Here is a 17489-nt window from a genome sequence, read left to right on the forward strand (position 1 = left end):
CCGCACCATGAACCACATCTATCGAGTCCTCTGGAACGCCGCGTCCGCCACCTGGATGGCCGTTGCGGAAACCGCGCGCGGGCACGGAAAGGGCAAGAGCAGCAAGTTGGCCGCGCGCCGTGCCGCCGTCGTGGCCTGGGGCGCGCTGGCGCTGGCAGCCCCGCCCTTCGCGTTCGCGCAGGTCGCCTCCGTGGTGGTGGCGCCCGGCAGCAACCTCAATGCCTACGTGGCGCCCAACGGCGTGACGGTGGTCAACATCAACCAGGCCAACTCGGCCGGCCTGTCGCACAACCAGTACCAGAGCTTCAACGTCAACGCGACCGGCCTGGTGCTCAACAACACCACCAGCGCGCAGATCGCCTGGCAGTCGCAGCTGGCGGGGCAGGTCACGGCCAACTTCAACCAGGCCAACGCGGCGCGCGTGATCCTGAACGAGGTGGTGTCGAACAACCGCAGCAAGCTGGCCGGCTTCACCGAGGTGCTGGGCGGCAGGGCCGACGTGGTGCTGGCCAACCCCTACGGCATCACCTGCTCGGGCTGCGGCTTCATCAACACCGACCGCGTGACGCTCACCACCGGCAACCCGTTCCTGGCATCGAACGGCGAGCTGGGCGGCTTCAGCGTGGGGCAGGGCGACATCCTGATCACCGGCACCGGGCTGAACGCCACGGCGCAACAGGTGCTCGACCTGGTGACGCGCTCGGTGCGCATCGAGGCCCCGGTCAACGGGCAGGACGTGAACGTGGTCGCCGGCACCAACCGCTGGAGCTACGACACCCGCGCCGTCACCGGCGCGGCCACGCCCACCGGCAGCGCGCCGGTGTACGCCATCGACACGGCCGCGCTCGGCGGCATGTATGCCAACCGCATCCGCATGACCTCGACCGAGGCGGGCGTGGGCGTGCGCATGCTGGGAGACGCCGCCGCCAGCGCCGGCGATTTCACGCTGACAGCGGCTGGCAAGGTCGAGCTGCAGAACCGCATCTCGGCCTCGGGCGACGTGGGCATCGCCACCACCGCCACCGACGCCAATGCGCTCGCGCTGGCCGACGCCAGCCTCACTTCCACCGGCAGGACCACGCTCGCCGCGGCCGGCGGCGCCACCCTGTCGGGCAGCGCGCTGGTGGCGGGCACCGACCTTGCCGTGAGCGCCGCGAGCCTGCTCGACACGGCCAGTGCCTCCGGGTTGGCCAACAACAACCTGCGCCGCGCCGGCGGCGCGCTGACGCTGTCCGTGGGCAACGCCGCGTCGCTGGGCGCCACCGAGTGGAGCGCGGCGGCGGCCTGGAACGGCACCTTCGGCAACCTGGTGACCACCGGGGCGACCAAGCTGTACAGCAGCGGCGGCACCCTGATCGCCAGCGCCGACAAGGGCGACCTGGCGCTGGGCCTGGCGGTGCTGCAGTCGGCCGGCAACATGGCGCTCACTTCAAGCGGCAAGATCGGCACGGCCACGGGCGGTGCGCTGCAATCGCTAGGCGGCAACCTCGCGCTGACGGCGGGCAACGGCATCTCGAACGCGGGCACGATGACGGCGGACAAGGGCGCGGTGACGGTGCGCGCCGACGGTGCCATTGCCAACAGCGGCCAGATCCACGCGGCGCTGAACCTCGACATCGCCGACAGCAAGGGCGGCGCCACGGCCAGCGTCACGAACAGCGGCGCGCTGCTGACCGAACAGGCGCTGGCACTGAAGGCCGCCGCCGTGAGCAACACGGCCGCCGGGCGCATCCAGGCGCAGACCGGCAGCACGGTCGACGCAGCCAGCATCGACAACGCGGGCGCATGGCTGCTGTCGCAAGCGGGCGGCGCGAGCGACAAGCTCGGCGTGACGGGCACGCTCGCCAACAGCGGCACGCTGCAAGGCGCGGGCGCCGTGGCGGTGGGCGCGGGCAGCGTGAACAACAGCGGCACCCTGCTCGCCGCCACCGACCTCACGGCGACGACGGCCGACGGCTTCGCCAACAGCGGCACCGCGCAGGCCGGCGGCACGTTGGGCGTGGCCAGCGGCGGTGCCGTCTCCAACACCGGTACCGGCGTGCTGAAGGCCGCGGCGCTGAATGTCACGGCTGCCAAGGGCCTGACCAACGCGGGCATCGCCACGGCAGACAGCGGCAACGCCACGCTGCGCGTGGACGGCACGCTGGCCAACAGCGGCCAACTGCACGCAAAGGGCAACATCGACATCGCCGACCGCACGGGCGGCGCGACGCAGGCCGTCGTCAACAGCGGCAAGCTGCTGGCCGAGCAGGCGCTTGCGCTGAAAGCCGCGTCGTTCAGCAACACGGCCACCGGCTGGGCGCAGGCCGCCAGCGGCAGCGCGGCCACGCTGAGTTCGCTGGACAACGCCGGCACGTGGCTGCTCTCGCAGGGCGCGGGCGCGAAGGACCAGGTGGCCGTGGCGGGCGCCGCCGCCAACAGCGGCACGCTGCAAAGCGCGGGCGACCTCGGCGTGACGGCTGCAAGCCTCGTCAACAGCGGCAACGTGCTCGCTGCCGGCAAGATCGATGCGTCCACCACCGGCGACCTGAACAACGATGCGGGCGGCGCCCTGCAGTCCGGCAGCGTGCTCACGCTCACGAGCGGCAACGCGCTGGGCAACGCCGCCACGGCGTCGATCAAGGGCCGGGCCGTGGCGCTGAATGCGGTCAACGGCCTGACCAACGCCGGCGCCATCGAAGCCGGCGCGGGTGCCGCCACGCTGCGCGTGAGCGGCACGCTGACCAACAGCGGCACGGTGCACGCGGCGACCGACATCGACATCGCGGACCGCAACGCCGCGGCGACGCAGACCGTGAACAACAGCGGCACATTGCTGGCTGACCGTGCCTTCGCGCTCAAGGCCGCGCGCATGACCAACACCGCCGCCGGCCGCGTGCAGGCCAACACCGGCAGCACCATTGCCGCGGGCAGCCTCGACAACGCGGGCACCTGGCTGCTGTCGCAGCAGGGCTCGGCGGCAGACACCGTCAGCGTCACGGGTACGCTGACCAACAGCGGCACGCTGCAAAGCGCGGGCAGCGGCACGTTCACCGCCGACCAGCTCACCAACACCGGCAAGCTGATCGCCGCCGGCACGCTCACCGCCGACGTCGGCACCGGGCTGGACAACGGCGCCTCCGGCGTGGTGCAGGCCGGCCAGCAGCTCGTGGTGCAGGGCACGGGCACGACGCTCACCAACGCCAAGGGCGGCAAGATGCTCGGGGACGGGCTGGCCGTGGATGTCGGCAGCATCGACAACAGCGGCACCGTCCAGGGCGGCACGCGCGCCGACAGCACGGTGTCGGTCGCCGGCACGCTCACCAACACCGCCACCGGCGTGCTGAGCGTGGCAAGCGCCGCGGGCGGCGCCGGCACGGTCGCGGCCACCACCGTGGCGAACGACGGCAAGCTGCAATCGGCGGGCGCGCTCACGCTCGGCGTGGGCACCGGCGGGCTGGCGGGCAAGGGCAGTGTCATCGCGGAACGCGACCTCACGCTGCAAGGCCGCAACGGCAAGAACTACACCGCCACCGTCGACGGCCTCATGCAAAGCCGCAGCGGCACGCTCGCCGTGAACGGCGGCGCGGGCAGCACGCTGAACATCGGCGCCGCCGGTACGGTGGTCGGGCAGCGGCTCACGGCCGCGCTGGGCACCATCGCGCTGGCCGACAGGGCCACGTTGTCGTCCGACCGCGACATGACGCTCACGCTGGGCACGCTCACGCTGGCCGGCGCCAACGCGGCCGTGCTGGGCTCCACCGACACGAACGCGCCGGTCGACGCGCCCTGGCAGACCCGCATCTCCACGACCAACGCGCTGACCAACAATGGGCTGCTGTTCTCGGGCAACGACCTGACGGTGAGTGCGCCGTCCGTCACCAACGGCCTCACGGGCGGCATCTCCGCATTGCACGACCTGAGCGTGACCGCCACCACGGGCGACCTGATGAACAAGGGCGCGCTGTACGCGGGCCGTGCGCTCACGGCATCGGCCGAATCGGGCACGCTGACCAACGCCGCGTCGCTCGACGCCTACCAGGGCACCATCAGCGCGGGCACGTCGGTCGAGCTGCGCGCCAACACGCTGGTGAACAACAGCACCATCGACAGCAACGGCTCCATCACGATCTCCGCGCAGACCCTGCGCAACGAGGTGCCGGGCGGCGACACGCGCAGGGACGGTCCGGCCTCGACCCCCGTCAAGACCGAAACCGGCCACGACGGCAAGCACTACCTCTGCCACAACCCCTTCGACGGCGACTGCTACGACCAGCACGAGTACTGGTACTACTCGCAGACCTGGTACACGGACCAGTTCTACTTTGGGGGCACCCCGAAGGTGAAGCCGCAGATCACCGGCGCGGGCGCGGTCAAGCTGAATTTCAATGTGGGCAAGAACCTGGGCGGCGTGATCTCCGGCGACACGGTCACGCTGACCGGCACGGGCACCGGCGCCAAGTTTGACAACGACGACCTGGCGCTGCAGCGAACCACCTACACGCGCACCTGGACCGAGCACACCAAGTACGTCGCCGCGGGCGGCGACACTTACTACAAGCGCCGCGTCGAGGACGACACCACCACCGACAAGCTCTCCGAGATCAGCAACATCGGCGCGGGCGTGTTCGCGCGCGCGCTGAGCGGCACCAACTTCGCGCTGACCAACAACGGCTCCACGGCGGCCACGCAGGACATCGTCAAAGGACCCGCCAAGAACGCCACCGTCAAGCCGCGGGACGGCGCGGACGCCACCAAGGGCAATGTCGAAGGCGCGACCACCGGCACCACCGGCGCCACCACCGGCACCGTGACCCCCGTCACCACGCTGAACGGCCGCCCGGCCATCTCCTTCGTCGCGGTGAACGCGGCCAACGGCGTGAAGGGCACGGCTTTCGGCGGCATCGACATTCCCCTGCCCACCAACCCGAACGGCCTGTACGTGCTGGCCCGCGAGCCGGGCGCCAACTACCTGGTGGAAAGCAACCCGCGCTACCAGATCGGTTCGTCGACCGTGGGCTCCGACTACCTGTCCAAGCTGCTGGGCTACGACGCCGACACGCTGGTGCGCCGGCTCGGCGATGCCAGCTACGAGGCTTACCTGATCAAGCAGCAGCTGGTGGCGCAGACCGGCAATTCGCTGCTCGCCGGTGCCAGGGATGCCGCCACGCAGGTAAAGAACCTCATGGACTCGGCCGCCGGCGAAAGCAAGGCGCTGGGCCTGGTCTACGGCCAGGCGCTCACGCCCGAGCAGCAAGCCGGCCTCAAGCACGATATCGTGTGGATGGTGCAGACCGAGATCAACGGCCAGGTGGTGCTTGCGCCCGTGGTCTACCTGTCGCCGCAGACGCGCTCCGGCCTCACGCAGGGCGCCGTCATTACCGCGGACACGGCCAACCTCAGCCTGAGCTCGCTGACCAACACCGGTGGCACCCTTGCCGGCAACCAGGCGCTCAACGTGGTGTCGGTCGGCGACGTGACCAACACCTCGGGCACCATCAAGGGCGGCAACGTGGCCATTTCGTCCACGCAGGGCAGCATCGTCAACCAGACGACCGCGAGCGGCTCCGGCGGCGACCTGCGCTATGTGACCGACATCGGCAAGACCGCCTCGATCCAGTCGACGGGCACGCTGTCGCTAGCCGCGGCGAAAGACATCGCCAACACCGGCGCCAACGTGGCGGCGGGCGGCGATGCGAGCCTGAAAGCAGGCGGCAACGTGAGCTTCGACACCATTCAGGACAAGCGAGCGGACACCACCCGCGGCGTCTTCAAGCAGGACGGCGGCACCGGCACCACGACCACCACCACGACCACCGTCACGCAGGTGAAGTCGGGCCTGAGCAGCGGGGGCAACCTGTCCATCGACGCGGGCAAGGACATCACGCTGGCCGGCACCGACACCAAGGCCGCCGGCAATGCCGACCTGAAGGCCGGCGGCGACCTGAACATCCTGGCGCGCGAGAACAGCACCGCCACGCACACCGAGAGCCAGGCCAGTGGCTTCGGCATGAACAACTCGCTGTACGGCTCCACCACCGTCACCACCGACTCGAACTCGGTGCGCAACGTGGGCAGCACGCTGCAGGTGGGCGGCAATGCATCGATGACAGCCGGCAAGGACATCACGGTGCAGGGCTCCAGCGTGGACGTGAAGGGCAGCGGCACGCTGAACGCCACCAACGTGAACGTGCTGGCCGGGCGCAATTACGACGAGACCAATACCACCACCAAGCAGAGCGGCTTCATGCAGGTGGGCGCGTCGAGCAGCAGCGCGACCAGCGCGGGCGCGAGCGCGGCGGCGACCTCGAAGAGCGACCACAACGGTGCCTCGGCCTCCGCCTCGGCGCAGGCTAGCGCCCAGGCCTCGGGCCGTGGCGCGGCGGGGCTGGCCTTCAGCTCCGCAACCACCACCAAGACGCAGACCACCGACCTCCAGTACGTCGGCTCCGCACTGAACTTCGGCGGCGACCTTGCCGTCAACGCGAGCAAGGACGTGACGCTGCAAGGCTCGAGCGTGAGCGCGGGCGGCAACGCGAGCGTGAACGCGAAGAACGTGAACCTGCTCGCGGCCGAGGACAAGTCGACCTCCAGCACCAACGTCAGCACGACCCGCGTCGGCCTCATGGCCAGCACCGACAACACCGTCAAGGCGCAGGCCGAGGCCAGCGCCAGCGCGGCCGCCGGCAAGGGAATTCCGAACGCCAATGCGAGCGCATCGGCGGGCGTGTCCGCGTCGAGCGACAACCGTCTCGACCTGGTGCAGAAGAGCGACACCACCGCCACCACGCTGGACACGCGCAACCAGGGCTCGTCCATCAGCGCGGGCGGCAACCTTGCCGTGAAGGCGAGCGACACGCTGAACGTCGAAGGCTCCAAGCTCGCGTCGGGCGGCGACATGAAGCTCGACGCCGGCAACATGACGTTCAAGGCGGTCGACGACCGCCACGAGACCACCACCCAAAGCAGCGTCACCAGCGCCGGCCTCTATGCCAGCGGCAAGGCCGAGGCCGGCGTGGAGGGCGGCGCCTCGGCCGGCCTCGGCGCGAAGGCGGGCGTGTCGGCCAAGGCGCAGGCCTCGGGCGAAATCGGGCTCTACGGCTCGAACACGCGCGGCAGCACGGTCGACGGCTCCACCACGGCGCAGACCTCCAGCATCTCGGCCGGCGGCAACCTCACGCGCACCGCGACGAACAACATCACGGACGTGGGCACGCAGATCGAGGCCGGCGGCAACCTCGACCAGTCGGCCAAGACCATCACCAGCCTGGCCGCGGCCAACACGACCTACAGCTCGGCGAAGAGCGCGACGGACACCGCCAAGGTCGGCGTGTACGCCGAGGCCTCGGCCGAAGCCAGCGCGAGCGCCAGCGCCGGCCCGGGCGCCGGCAAGCCGGGCGGCACCTCGAGCGACGCGGGCGCCGGCATTCGCGCCAGCTATCAGCACGACGACAGCGCAAGCAAGTCGGCCAGCAGCAACGCGGTGGTGTCCAACATCAAGGTGGGCGGCAGCGTGAACAGCCAGTCGAGCGGCGCGACCACCCTGGAAGGCAGCAACATCGCGGCCGGAAAGGACGTGACGATCGGCGCCAGTTCGCTGGACTACACGGCGGCCAGGAACACCGCCAGCGGCAGCAGCAACAGCACCAGCGCGGGCGGCAGCGTCAGCGTGGACCTGGTGAACAAGAGCGCGGCGGTGGGCGTCAACTACGCCGGCGGTACCAGCAGCGGCAGCAGCAGCACGGCGGTGGTCGGTGGCATCTCGGCCGGCGGCAACCTCGCGGTGGCCACCACCGGCGACACGCGCTTCGAGGGCACCAACCTCGCGGCCGGCGGCGCGGCCAGCGTGAGCGCCGGCGGCAAGCTCGACTTCGCCGCCGCGAAGAACACGGCCAGCGCCAGCAGCCAGGACGTGGGCGTCGACGTGGCCGTGTCGGCCGGCCTGAAGGGCGGCAGCGGCAGCGCCGCGGTGAACTACGCCAAGTCGACCAGCAGCGGCAGCGACGACGTGGCCGGCAGCGTGCGCAGCGGCAGCGGCCCCCTGACGCTGAAGAGCGGCGGCGACGCCACCTTCACCGGCACGCAGATCGCGAGCAACAGCGACATCGCGGTGCAGGCCGGCGGCAACCTCGCGTTCAATGCCGCGCGCAGCACGTCGAGCAGCGAATCGCTCAGCGTCGACGTGAGCGCGGCCGCCTCGGGCGGCAAGAAGGACAACGTGGGCGGTACCACCAACGCCGCCACCGGCAAGAAGACCGGCGGCCAGACCATGGACGAGCGCAGCGGCGAGGCATCGGTGGGCGTGGGCTACGGCAAGGCGAACAGCGACATCGCGACCGGTGCCAGCATCCAGAGCAACGGCGGCAACATCTCGCTGTCCTCGGGCAGGAACACCTCGCTCGAAGGCACGCAGGTTGCGGCGACCGGCGCCATCGGCGTGACGGCGGGCGGCACGGTGACGCAGACCGAAGCCCGGAGCAGCTCCAGCTCGCTGGGCGTGGCGGTGTCGGCATCGGGCTCGGGTTCGAGCCTGACGCCCGAGAAGAAGACGGGCGCGAAGACGCCGGCGACGGCGCCGTCGCCTTCGACGACAACATCGACGCCGACCACGACGCCGACCCCTGCCCCCGCTCCGGCAACGGCGCCTGCCCCGGCCGGCGCCCCGAGCGCGCCGCCCACCTCGGCCCCGCCGAAGACACCCGCGCAACTGACGCAGAAAAAGGGCAGCGGCGTGGCTTCGGTCGGCGTGGAGACCGAGTCGAGCAACACCAGCCAGAAGACCACGCTGGCCGGCGGCCAGGGCGTGACCGTGACGCAGGGCACCGCCAACCCGGCGACGCGGCAGATCAGCGCCAGCGTGCCGATGCCGGCCACGCTGCCCGCGGGCAAGACCGTGGCGGCAAAGACCGCCGACGGCAAGCCGCTGCCGGCCTGGCTGAAGCTGGACCCCGCCACCGGCAAGTTCAGCGGCCAGCCGCCGGCGGACTTCAAGGGCGAACTGAAGGTCAACGTCAGCGTGCCGCAGGCCGACGGTTCGGTGAAGACCGTGCCGATGAGCTTCTCGGGCAACTAGGCAGGCGCGGGGCCATCCAGCGCGGCCGGGGCGGCGAACGCTCCGGCCGCGTGGAAACCCTTTGCGGGACAGCGGTATGGCCCGCCTCTGCATGATCCGTGGCACCGGCGCGCCGACGCGTCCTTCCTGCCCCGTGACATGCACATCCAACCGACCCCGCACCCTGATGCTTCTCCCGCCCGCGCCACCGCACGCGAATGGACCGGCCTGGCCGTCATCGCGCTGCCCTGCATGCTCTATTCGATGGACCTCACGGTCCTGAACCTCGCGATCCCGTCGATCAGCGAAGACCTCAAGCCCACCGCCTCGCAGCTGCTGTGGATCGTCGATATCTACGGCTTCTTCGTGGCCGGCCTGCTGGTCACCATGGGCACGCTGGGCGACCGCATCGGCCGGCGCCGGCTGCTGCTGATCGGCGCGGCCGCGTTCGGCGTGGCCTCGGTGCTCGCGGCGTTGTCCACCAGCGCCAACATGCTCATCGCCACGCGCGCGCTGCTGGGCGTGGCGGGCGCCACGCTGGCGCCGTCGACGCTCTCGCTCATTCGCAACATGTTCCTCGACCCGGCGCAGCGCACGGTGGCCATCGGGGTGTGGATATCGAGCTTCTCGGCCGGCGCCGTCATCGGCCCGGTGCTGGGCGGCGTGCTGCTGCAGTACTTCGCGTGGGGCTCGGTGTTTCTCATCGGCGTGCCGGTGATGGCGCTGCTGCTGGTGCTCGGGCCGCTGCTGCTGCCCGAGTACCGCGACCCCGACGCGGCCCGGCTCGACCTGGCCAGCGTGGCCCTGTCGCTGGGCGCGGTGCTGGCGGTGATCTACGGCGTGAAGCAGATCGCGGAGCACGGGGTGCACACGCTCCCGCTGCTGTCGATCGCCTTCGGCGCGCTGCTGGGCTGGGTGTTCGCGCGCCGCCAGAAGCGGCTGGCCGACCCGATGATCGACCTGCGCCTGTTCGCGCTGCCCGCCTTCAGCGTTTCGCTGGGCGCCTACATGCTGTCGTGCTTCGTGATGTTCGGCATGTTTCTGTACAACGCCCAGTACCTGCAGCTGGTGCTGGGCCTGTCGCCGCTGCACGCGGGCCTGTGGAGCATGCCGAGCGCGGGCGCCTTCATCGTCGGCTCGATGGTGGTGCCGGCGCTGGTGCGGCGCATGCGGCCGGCCTTCGTGATGGGCGGCGGGCTGGCGGTGGCGGCGCTGGGCTTCGGCATGCTGGTGGTGCTGCCAGCGCAGGACGGGCTGGCCTGGATGGTGGCGAGCGCGGTGGTGTCTTCGCTCGGCCTCGCGCCGGTGTTCACGCTGGCGACCGACCTGGTGGTCGGCAGCGCGCCCCCCGAGCGCGCGGGCGTGGCCTCGGCCATTTCGGAGACCAGTTCGGAGTTCGGCGGCGCGCTGGGCATCGCGATCCTGGGGAGCGTTGGCGCGGCGATCTACCGCGCGACCATGGCCGATGCCGCGCCATCCGGTGCGGGCCTGTCCGCTGTGGAGGTGGAGGCCGCGCGCAGCACCCTGGGCGGCGCGGTGGCGCTGGCCGGGCAACTCACGGGCGGCGCGGGCGCGCAGTTGCTCGACACGGCACGCGAGGCGCTGATGCACGGCCTGCGCCTGACGGCCGGCATCTGCGCGGCGGTGCTGCTGTCGGTGGGCGTGCTGGTGGCCGTGCGGCTGCGCGGCGCGAACGCTGGTGGGGCCGAAGCGGTGGAGCCCAGGCCCGTCACGGGCGAAGGCAAGGCGCCTTCCCCGGGCGCCTGAAAACATCCGCTTTCCAGTCGAGTTTTCCCCTCGAAACAGGCCCGGGAGCGCGCTTTAGAAGCCTATTTGCCTAAGCTAATGAGCAGGAAGTATTTGTAGTTTGCATGATCATGGCCTCATGATCATGAAAATGGATACTGAACCCGATGGAACTCCGGCAGCTTGAGGCCTTCGCCGCGGTCATGTCGACCGGCAGCGTCACCGGCGCTGCGCGCCTGCTCGAGCGCTCCCAGCCGGCGGTTTCCCGCCTGGTGCAGGAGCTGGAGGCCGAAATCGGCTATGCGCTGTTCACCCGCCACGGCCCGCGCGTGACGCCCACCGAGCAGGGCTTTCTGCTCTATGAAGACGTCGACCGCGCGCTGGGCAGCCTGCAGCAGATTCACCTGCGCGCGGCCGAAATCGCGCGCGGCAACGCGCAGCCGCTGTTGCTGGCCGCCACCTCGGCGCTGGCGCTGGGGCTGCTGCCGCAGGCGCTGCAGCGGGTGGAGGCGCAGACCGGCGCCACGCCCATCCAGCTGCGCAGCGCCTCGCCCGAGCAGGTGGTGCATGCCGTGCTCAGCGGCGCGGTGCAGCTCGGCGCGAGCAGCCTGCCGCTGGAGCACCGTGGGCTCGACGTGCACTGGATCGGCGAGATGCCCTGCGTGGCGGTGCTGCGCAGCGACGACCCGCTGGCCGCGCACGCGGTGGTGCCGCTGCAGGCGCTGGCGCAGCGCCGCCTCATCACCATGAGCAATCCGTTTCGCCTGCGCCATCGCATCGACGCGACGCTGGCGCGCGCCGGCCACAGCCCGGCGAGCAGGGAGGCGCTGATAGAGACCAACTCGTCGGTCAACGCGCAGGCGCTGGCGCGCGCCGGCCTCGGCGTGGCGGTGCTGGAGCCGTTGAGCGCCTACGGCGCGCCGCTCGACGGGCTGGCCGTGCGGCCCATCGACACGAACATTCCTTTCGTCTTCGGCGTGGTCACGCCGCAGGCCAAGCCGGTGACGGCGCCGGTGCGCGCGCTGATCGACGCGCTGCTGGCCGCCGCCCGCGCGCTGCCGAACTTCGTGCAGCACGACCCCTCGGCGCATGCCGAGCTGCTGCGCACGCTGTACGGCGACGAAAGCCCCACCTGAAAAAGCCCCTTGCGATGAACGCCCACACCTCCTCTACCCCCGCGCCCATCGGTTTGGCCGCCCTCGAGGCGCGCCTGCGGCAAGACCTGGCGTGGCTCGGCCTGCCCGCCAGGCCATGGGTTCCGCAGAACACTGCACAGGGCGCGACACAAGGCGATGCGCTGCTCGACGTCGCCATCGTCGGGGGCGGCATGGCCGGCCTGGCGCTGCTGGCCACGCTCACGCACCTGGGCGTGCGCGCGCGCATCTACGACCGCTCGCCCGCCGGCTTCGAAGGCCCCTGGGCCACGACCGCGCGCATGGAAACGCTGCGCTCTCCCAAGGAGCTCACCGGCCCCGCGCTGGGCCTGCCGGCGCTGACCTTTCGCGCCTGGTTCGAGGCGCAGTGGGGCCTCCAGGCCTGGAACGCGCTCGACAAGATCCCGCGCCTGCAGTGGGCCGACTACCTGCGCTGGTACCGCCAGGTGCTGGCCCTCGACGTGCGCAACGAACAGGAGGTGAGGGCGGTGCTGCCGCGCGCCGACGGTGTGGTGCAGATCGACCTGATCGACCTGGCCTCGGAAGCAGCGCCCTACAGCGTGCAGGCGCGCCACGTGGTGCTCGCGACGGGCCGCGACGGCCTGGGCGGCGCCTGGGTGCCCGAGTGGGCGGCGTCGCTGCCGCGCGAGCGCTGGGCCCATTCGTCGGAGCGCTGGAACGCCGAGCGCCTGCGCGGCCAGCGCGTGGCCGTGGTCGGCGGCGGCGCCTCGGCGATGGACGCCGCCGCCACCGCGCTCGAGGCCGGCGCCGCGCGCGTCGACCTGCTGATCCGCCGCGCCGACCTGCCGCGCATCAACAAGGGCAAGGGCGCGGGCAACCCGGGCATGGTCCATGGTTTCTGGCAGCTGCCGGACGAGTGGAAATGGCGGGTGCGCCACTACATCAACGTGCAGCAGGTGCCGCCGCCGCACGGCAGCACGCTGCGCGTGTCGCGCCACGCGAACGCGCACTTCCAGCTCGGCACGCCCGTGCTCGGCGCCGCCCGGCGGGCCGACGGCGCGCTGCGGCTGGACACGGCCAAGGGCCCGCTGGCGGTGGACTTCGTCGTCTTCAGCACCGGCTTTCGCACCGACTGGGCGCTGCGGCCCGAGTTCGCCGCGTTCTCCTCGCAGGTGCGCGTGTGGCGCGACCGCTTCACGCCGCCCGAGGGCATGGCCGACAGCGAGCTCGACGAGTCGCCGGACCTCGGCCCGCTGTTCGAGTTCCAGCCGAAGACGCCCGGCGCCTGCCCGGGGCTCGAGCGAGTGCACTGCTTCAACTATGCGGCCTCGCTGTCGCACGGCGCCGCGGCGGGGGACATTCCGCAGATCACCGACGGCGCCCAGCGCCTGGCGCGCGGCCTGGCGGCAAGCCTGCTGAGCGAAGACGCCGACCTGCACTTCGCCGCGATGCAGCGCTATGCCGAGCCGGAGCTCGACGGCGATGAGTGGACGCCTTCGGTGTTGCCGCCCTACACCGACGAAGCTGAAGCCATCGGAGCCACCGAAGCCACAGGAGCCACAGGAGCCATTGAAGTGGCCGGCCGCGAGGCAGCCCCATGACCGGCTGGCTGCTGCGCCGCCTGCTGCAGGCGCTGGGCGTGGTGATCGCGATGACGGTCATCGTCTTCATCGGGCTGCACGCCATCGGCAACCCGATCGACATCCTGATCGGCGAGGACATGAACCAGCAGGAGCGCCTGGCCGCCATTGCGCGCCTGGGGCTCGACCAGCCGCTGTGGCGCCAGTACCTGGCCTTCGTCGATGGCGCCCTGCACGGCAGCCTGGGGCGCAGCTTCGTCTACCAGGAAGACGCGGTGCGCCTCATCCTGCAGCGCCTGCCGGCGACCATGGAGCTGGCCTTCGCGGCGCTGCTGATGGCCATCGTGGTGGGCGTGCCGCTGGGGCTGTTCGCGGGCATGAAGCCCGAGCACCCGGTGTCGCGCACGCTCATGGCGACCAGCATCGTGGGCTTCTCGCTGCCGGCCTTCTGGGTGGCGCTGATGCTCATCATGGTGTTCAGCGTGCAGCTCGGCTGGCTGCCCGCCAGCGGGCGCGGCGCCACGCGCGAGCTGTTCGGCGTGCAGTGGTCGTGGCTCACGCTCGACGGCTGGCAGCACCTGCTGCTGCCGGCGTTCAACCTGGCGCTGTTCAAGATATCGCTGGTGCTGCGGCTCACACGGGCCGGCGTGCGCGAGGTGCTGCCGCAGGACTACGTGAAGTTCGCGCGCGCCAAGGGCCTCACGCCCACGCGCGTGGTGCTGGTGCACGTGCTGCGCAACACCATGATCCCGCTGGTCACGGTGCTGGGACTGGAGCTGGGCGCGACCATCGCTTACGCGGTGGTCACCGAGAGCATCTTCGCGTGGCCGGGCGCGGGCAAGCTCATCCTGGACAGCATCAACTCGCTCGACCGGCCGGTGGTGGTCGCGTACCTGATGGTGGTGGTGGTGATCTTCGTCACGCTGAACCTCGTGGTCGACCTGCTCTACAAATTGCTCGACCCGCGCGTGCGGCTGGAGGCTGCGAAATGAGCGCGGCAAAAAGCTACGACGAACGCTCGATCTGGTGGCGCGTGGCCGCCGATTTTTTGCACTCGCGCATCGCCATCGGCGGGCTGGTGGTGCTCGCGCTGGTGGTGCTGGCCGCGCTGCTCGCGCCGTGGATCACGCCGCAGAACCCGTACGACCTGCTGCAGCTCGACGTGCTCGACGCGCGCCTGCCGCCGGGCTCGCACAGCAGCGAGGGCGGCTACACCTACTGGCTGGGCACCGACGGCCAGGGCCGCGACCTGTACTCGGCCATCGTCTACGGGCTGCGCATCAGCCTGACGGTGGGCGTGGGCTCGGCGCTCATCGCCGCGGTGGTGGGCACGCTGGTGGGCCTGGTGGCCGCCTATGCGGGCGGCAAGGTTGATGCGCTGCTGATGCGGCTGGTCGACCTGCTGCTGTCGTTCCCCACCATCCTCATGGCGCTGATGATCCTGGCCTACGTGGGCAAGGGCGTGGGCAACGTGATGCTCACGCTGGTGCTGCTCGAATGGGCCTACTACGCACGCACCGCGCGCGGCCAGGCGCTGGTGGAGGCGCGGCGCGAGTACGTGGACGCGGCGCGAGGCCAGGGCATTGCGCGCTGGCGCATCGTGACAGGCCACATCCTGCCGAACTGCCTGCCGCCGCTGCTGGTGATTGGCGCGCTGCAGATCGCGCGCGCCATCACGCTGGAGGCCACGCTGTCGTTCCTGGGGCTGGGCGTGCCCATCACCGAGCCCTCGCTGGGGCTGCTCATTTCCAACGGCTACCAGTACCTGCTGTCCAACGAGTACTGGATCAGCTTTTTTCCCGGCGTCGCCTTGCTGGCCGCCATCGTCGCGATCAACCTGGTGGGCGACCAGCTGCGCGACGTGCTGAACCCGAGGTTGCAGAAATGAGCGCCGTTCCCGTGCAGGACTTGTCTATGCCGGCACTCGAGGTGCCGACACTCGAAGTGCGCAACCTGCAAACGCGCTTCCACACGCGCGCCGGCGTGCTGCCGGTGGTCGACGGCGTGTCGTTCACGCTCGGGCGCGGCAAGGTGCTGGGGCTGGTGGGCGAATCGGGCTCGGGCAAGTCGGTGACCGGCTTTTCCATCATGGGCCTGGTCGACGCGCCCGGGCGGGTCGAGGGCGGGCAGGTGCTGTTCCAGGGCCGCGAGCTCACGCAGCTACCGGCCACCGAGCGGCGCGAGCTGCGCGGCAACCGCATCGCCATGATCTTCCAGGACCCGATGGCCACGCTGAACCCGGTGCTGCGCGTGGACACGCAGATGATCGAGGCGGTGCGGGCGCACAAGCGCGTGTCCACCGAAGAGGCGCGCCGCCATGCGCGCGACACGCTGGGGCGCATGGGCATCCCCAGCCCCGAGGAGCGGCTGCGCGCCTACCCGCACCAACTGTCGGGCGGCATGCGCCAGCGCGTGGCCATCGCCATCGCGATGCTGCACGGGCCCGACCTGATCATCGCGGACGAGCCGACCACGGCGCTGGACGTGACGATCCAGGCGCAGATCCTTTCCGAAGTGCAGAAGCTGGTGCGCGAGACGGGCACCTCGCTCATCTGGATCAGCCACGACCTGTCGGTGGTGGCGAGCCTGGCCGACGAGATCGCGGTGATGTACGCGGGCCGCATCGTGGAGCACGGCACCGTGGCCGACGTGCTCGACCACCCGCAGCACCCGTACACGCGCGGGCTGATCGACAGCCTGCCGAGCGCCAACGAACGCGGCGCGCGGCTGCGGCAGATCCAGGGCATGACGCCCAGCCTGCTCGACATGCCCGCCGGCTGCGCCTTCGCGCCGCGCTGCCCGCACGCGGACGCGCCCTGCGGCCAGCGCCCCGAGGTGTCGCGTCCGCGCGCCGATGCGCCCTGGCACGAGGTGCGCTGCTTTCATCCGCAGCGCGGCAAGCTGGTGCCAGCGATGCCAGCGGTGTCCGTCGCGATTCCCGCCGTGGTTCCCGCTGCAACGCGCGCGCCGGCGCAGGAACACGACCTGCCGCTGGTCGACCTGCGCCAGGTCGCGCAGCGCTTCGGCGCCACGCCACCACCCGGCGCGGTGGGCCGCACGCTGCGCAGCATCGGGCTGAGCAAAGCGCCTGTGGTCACTCACGCGGTCGACGGCGTCGACCTGTCGGTGCGCCCCGGCGAGGTGGTCGGGCTGGTCGGCGAATCGGGCTGCGGCAAGTCGACGCTGGGCCGCATCGCGGCGGGCCTGCTCGCGCCGACCGAGGGCGAGGTGCGCGTCGGCGGCAAGCCGGTGGCGAGCCTGTCGGCGCCGGAGCAGCTCGCGGCGCGCCTGCGCATCCAGATGGTGTTCCAGGACCCGTACGCCAGCCTGAACCCGCGCCTGCGCGTCTCGCGCATCGTGGGCGAGGCCGCGCTGCTGCACGGGCTCACCGATGCCGCGGGGCAGGACGACTACGTGTGCGCCCAGCTGCAGCGCGCCGGGCTGGACCCCGCGCTGCGCCACCGCTACCCGCACCAGTTCAGCGGCGGGCAGCGCCAGCGCATCGGCATCGCGCGCGCGCTGGCCGTGCAGCCGTCGATGCTGGTGTGCGACGAGGCGGTGGCCGCGCTGGACGTGTCGATCCAGGCGCAGATCCTCAACCTCTTCATGGACCTGCGCGAGCAACTCGGCCTGGCCTACCTGTTCATCAGCCACGACCTGGGCGTGATCGAGCACCTGTGCGACCGCGTGGTCGTGATGTACCTGGGCCGCGTGGTCGAGAGCGCGCCGGTGGCCGAGCTGTTCGCGCGGCCGGCGCATCCGTACACGCAGGCGCTGCTGGCCGAAATTCCGAGCATCGACGCGCGGCGCACCGCCTTCAGCGCCATTCGCGGCGAAATTCCGAGCCCCATCGCGCCGCCCTCGGGCTGCCACTTTCATCCGCGATGCCCGCAGGCGATGCCACGCTGCCGCACCGAGGCGCCGCGGCTGCGCGGCATCGCGATCCGGCACGAAACCGCGTGCCACCTGTACGACGCCGGCTGATGCCGCGCGCCCACCGTTTTTCTTCGCTCGTTG

General features: G+C 71.1%; 7 protein-coding genes and 1 pseudogene. All 8 read left to right on the forward strand.

Annotation, left to right across the window (positions count from 1 at the left end; all coding sequences use genetic code 11):
* The first annotated feature begins 7 nt into the window (after positions 1 to 7).
* The 8 genes and pseudogenes from AB6807_RS19280 (at position 8) to AB6807_RS19315 (ending at position 17456) form a co-directional block, all read left to right on the forward strand.
* Positions 8 to 9052, forward strand: coding sequence for a hemagglutinin repeat-containing protein (locus AB6807_RS19280; RefSeq protein WP_371085803.1), 9045 nt, complete (start codon positions 8 to 10; stop codon positions 9050 to 9052).
* Between the two features lie 144 nt (positions 9053 to 9196).
* A complete protein-coding gene (locus AB6807_RS19285; RefSeq protein ID WP_371085903.1) occupies positions 9197 to 10798 on the forward strand; it encodes an MFS transporter in 1602 nt (533 codons plus the stop codon).
* Between the two features lie 146 nt (positions 10799 to 10944).
* Complete coding sequence (locus AB6807_RS19290) at positions 10945 to 11913, forward strand: LysR family transcriptional regulator (RefSeq protein ID WP_286514700.1); 969 nt, start codon at positions 10945 to 10947, stop codon at positions 11911 to 11913.
* A gap of 14 nt (positions 11914 to 11927) precedes the next feature.
* Complete coding sequence (locus tag AB6807_RS19295; RefSeq protein WP_371085804.1) at positions 11928 to 13493, forward strand: SidA/IucD/PvdA family monooxygenase; 1566 nt, start codon at positions 11928 to 11930, stop codon at positions 13491 to 13493.
* Positions 13490 to 14464, forward strand: a complete 975-nt coding sequence (locus AB6807_RS19300; protein WP_371085805.1) for an ABC transporter permease — start codon at positions 13490 to 13492, stop codon at positions 14462 to 14464. Before AB6807_RS19295 ends, AB6807_RS19300 begins: the two co-directional genes overlap by 4 nt.
* Positions 14461 to 15360: an ABC transporter permease gene (locus tag AB6807_RS19305; RefSeq protein WP_116909753.1), complete on the forward strand. Its 900-nt coding sequence runs from the start codon at positions 14461 to 14463 to the stop codon at positions 15358 to 15360. Before AB6807_RS19300 ends, AB6807_RS19305 begins: the two co-directional genes overlap by 4 nt.
* Before the next feature lie 26 nt (positions 15361 to 15386).
* Positions 15387 to 16361: pseudogene (locus AB6807_RS19310) on the forward strand (ABC transporter ATP-binding protein); the annotation flags it as partial.
* 24 nt (positions 16362 to 16385) lie between these two features.
* Positions 16386 to 17456, forward strand: a complete 1071-nt coding sequence (locus AB6807_RS19315) for an ABC transporter ATP-binding protein (RefSeq protein WP_371085904.1) — start codon at positions 16386 to 16388, stop codon at positions 17454 to 17456.
* Positions 17457 to 17489: the final 33 nt, after the last annotated feature.

The sequence above is a fragment of the Variovorax sp. RCC_210 genome (assembly GCF_041355175.1).
GTDB lineage: Bacteria > Pseudomonadota > Gammaproteobacteria > Burkholderiales > Burkholderiaceae_C > Variovorax.

Bases quoted from the DNA above. Each gene is read 5' to 3' on its own strand.
- AB6807_RS19290 (WP_286514700.1), top strand. From the start codon at position 10,945: ATGGAACTCCGGCAGCTTGAGGCCTTCGCCGCGGTCATGTCGACCGGC.
- AB6807_RS19295 (WP_371085804.1), top strand. From the start codon at position 11,928: ATGAACGCCCACACCTCCTCTACCCCCGCGCCCATCGGTTTGGCCGCC.
- AB6807_RS19315 (WP_371085904.1), top strand. From the start codon at position 16,386: ATGCCAGCGGTGTCCGTCGCGATTCCCGCCGTGGTTCCCGCTGCAACG.
- AB6807_RS19280 (WP_371085803.1), top strand. From the start codon at position 8: ATGAACCACATCTATCGAGTCCTCTGGAACGCCGCGTCCGCCACCTGG.
- AB6807_RS19300 (WP_371085805.1), top strand. From the start codon at position 13,490: ATGACCGGCTGGCTGCTGCGCCGCCTGCTGCAGGCGCTGGGCGTGGTG.
- AB6807_RS19305 (WP_116909753.1), top strand. From the start codon at position 14,461: ATGAGCGCGGCAAAAAGCTACGACGAACGCTCGATCTGGTGGCGCGTG.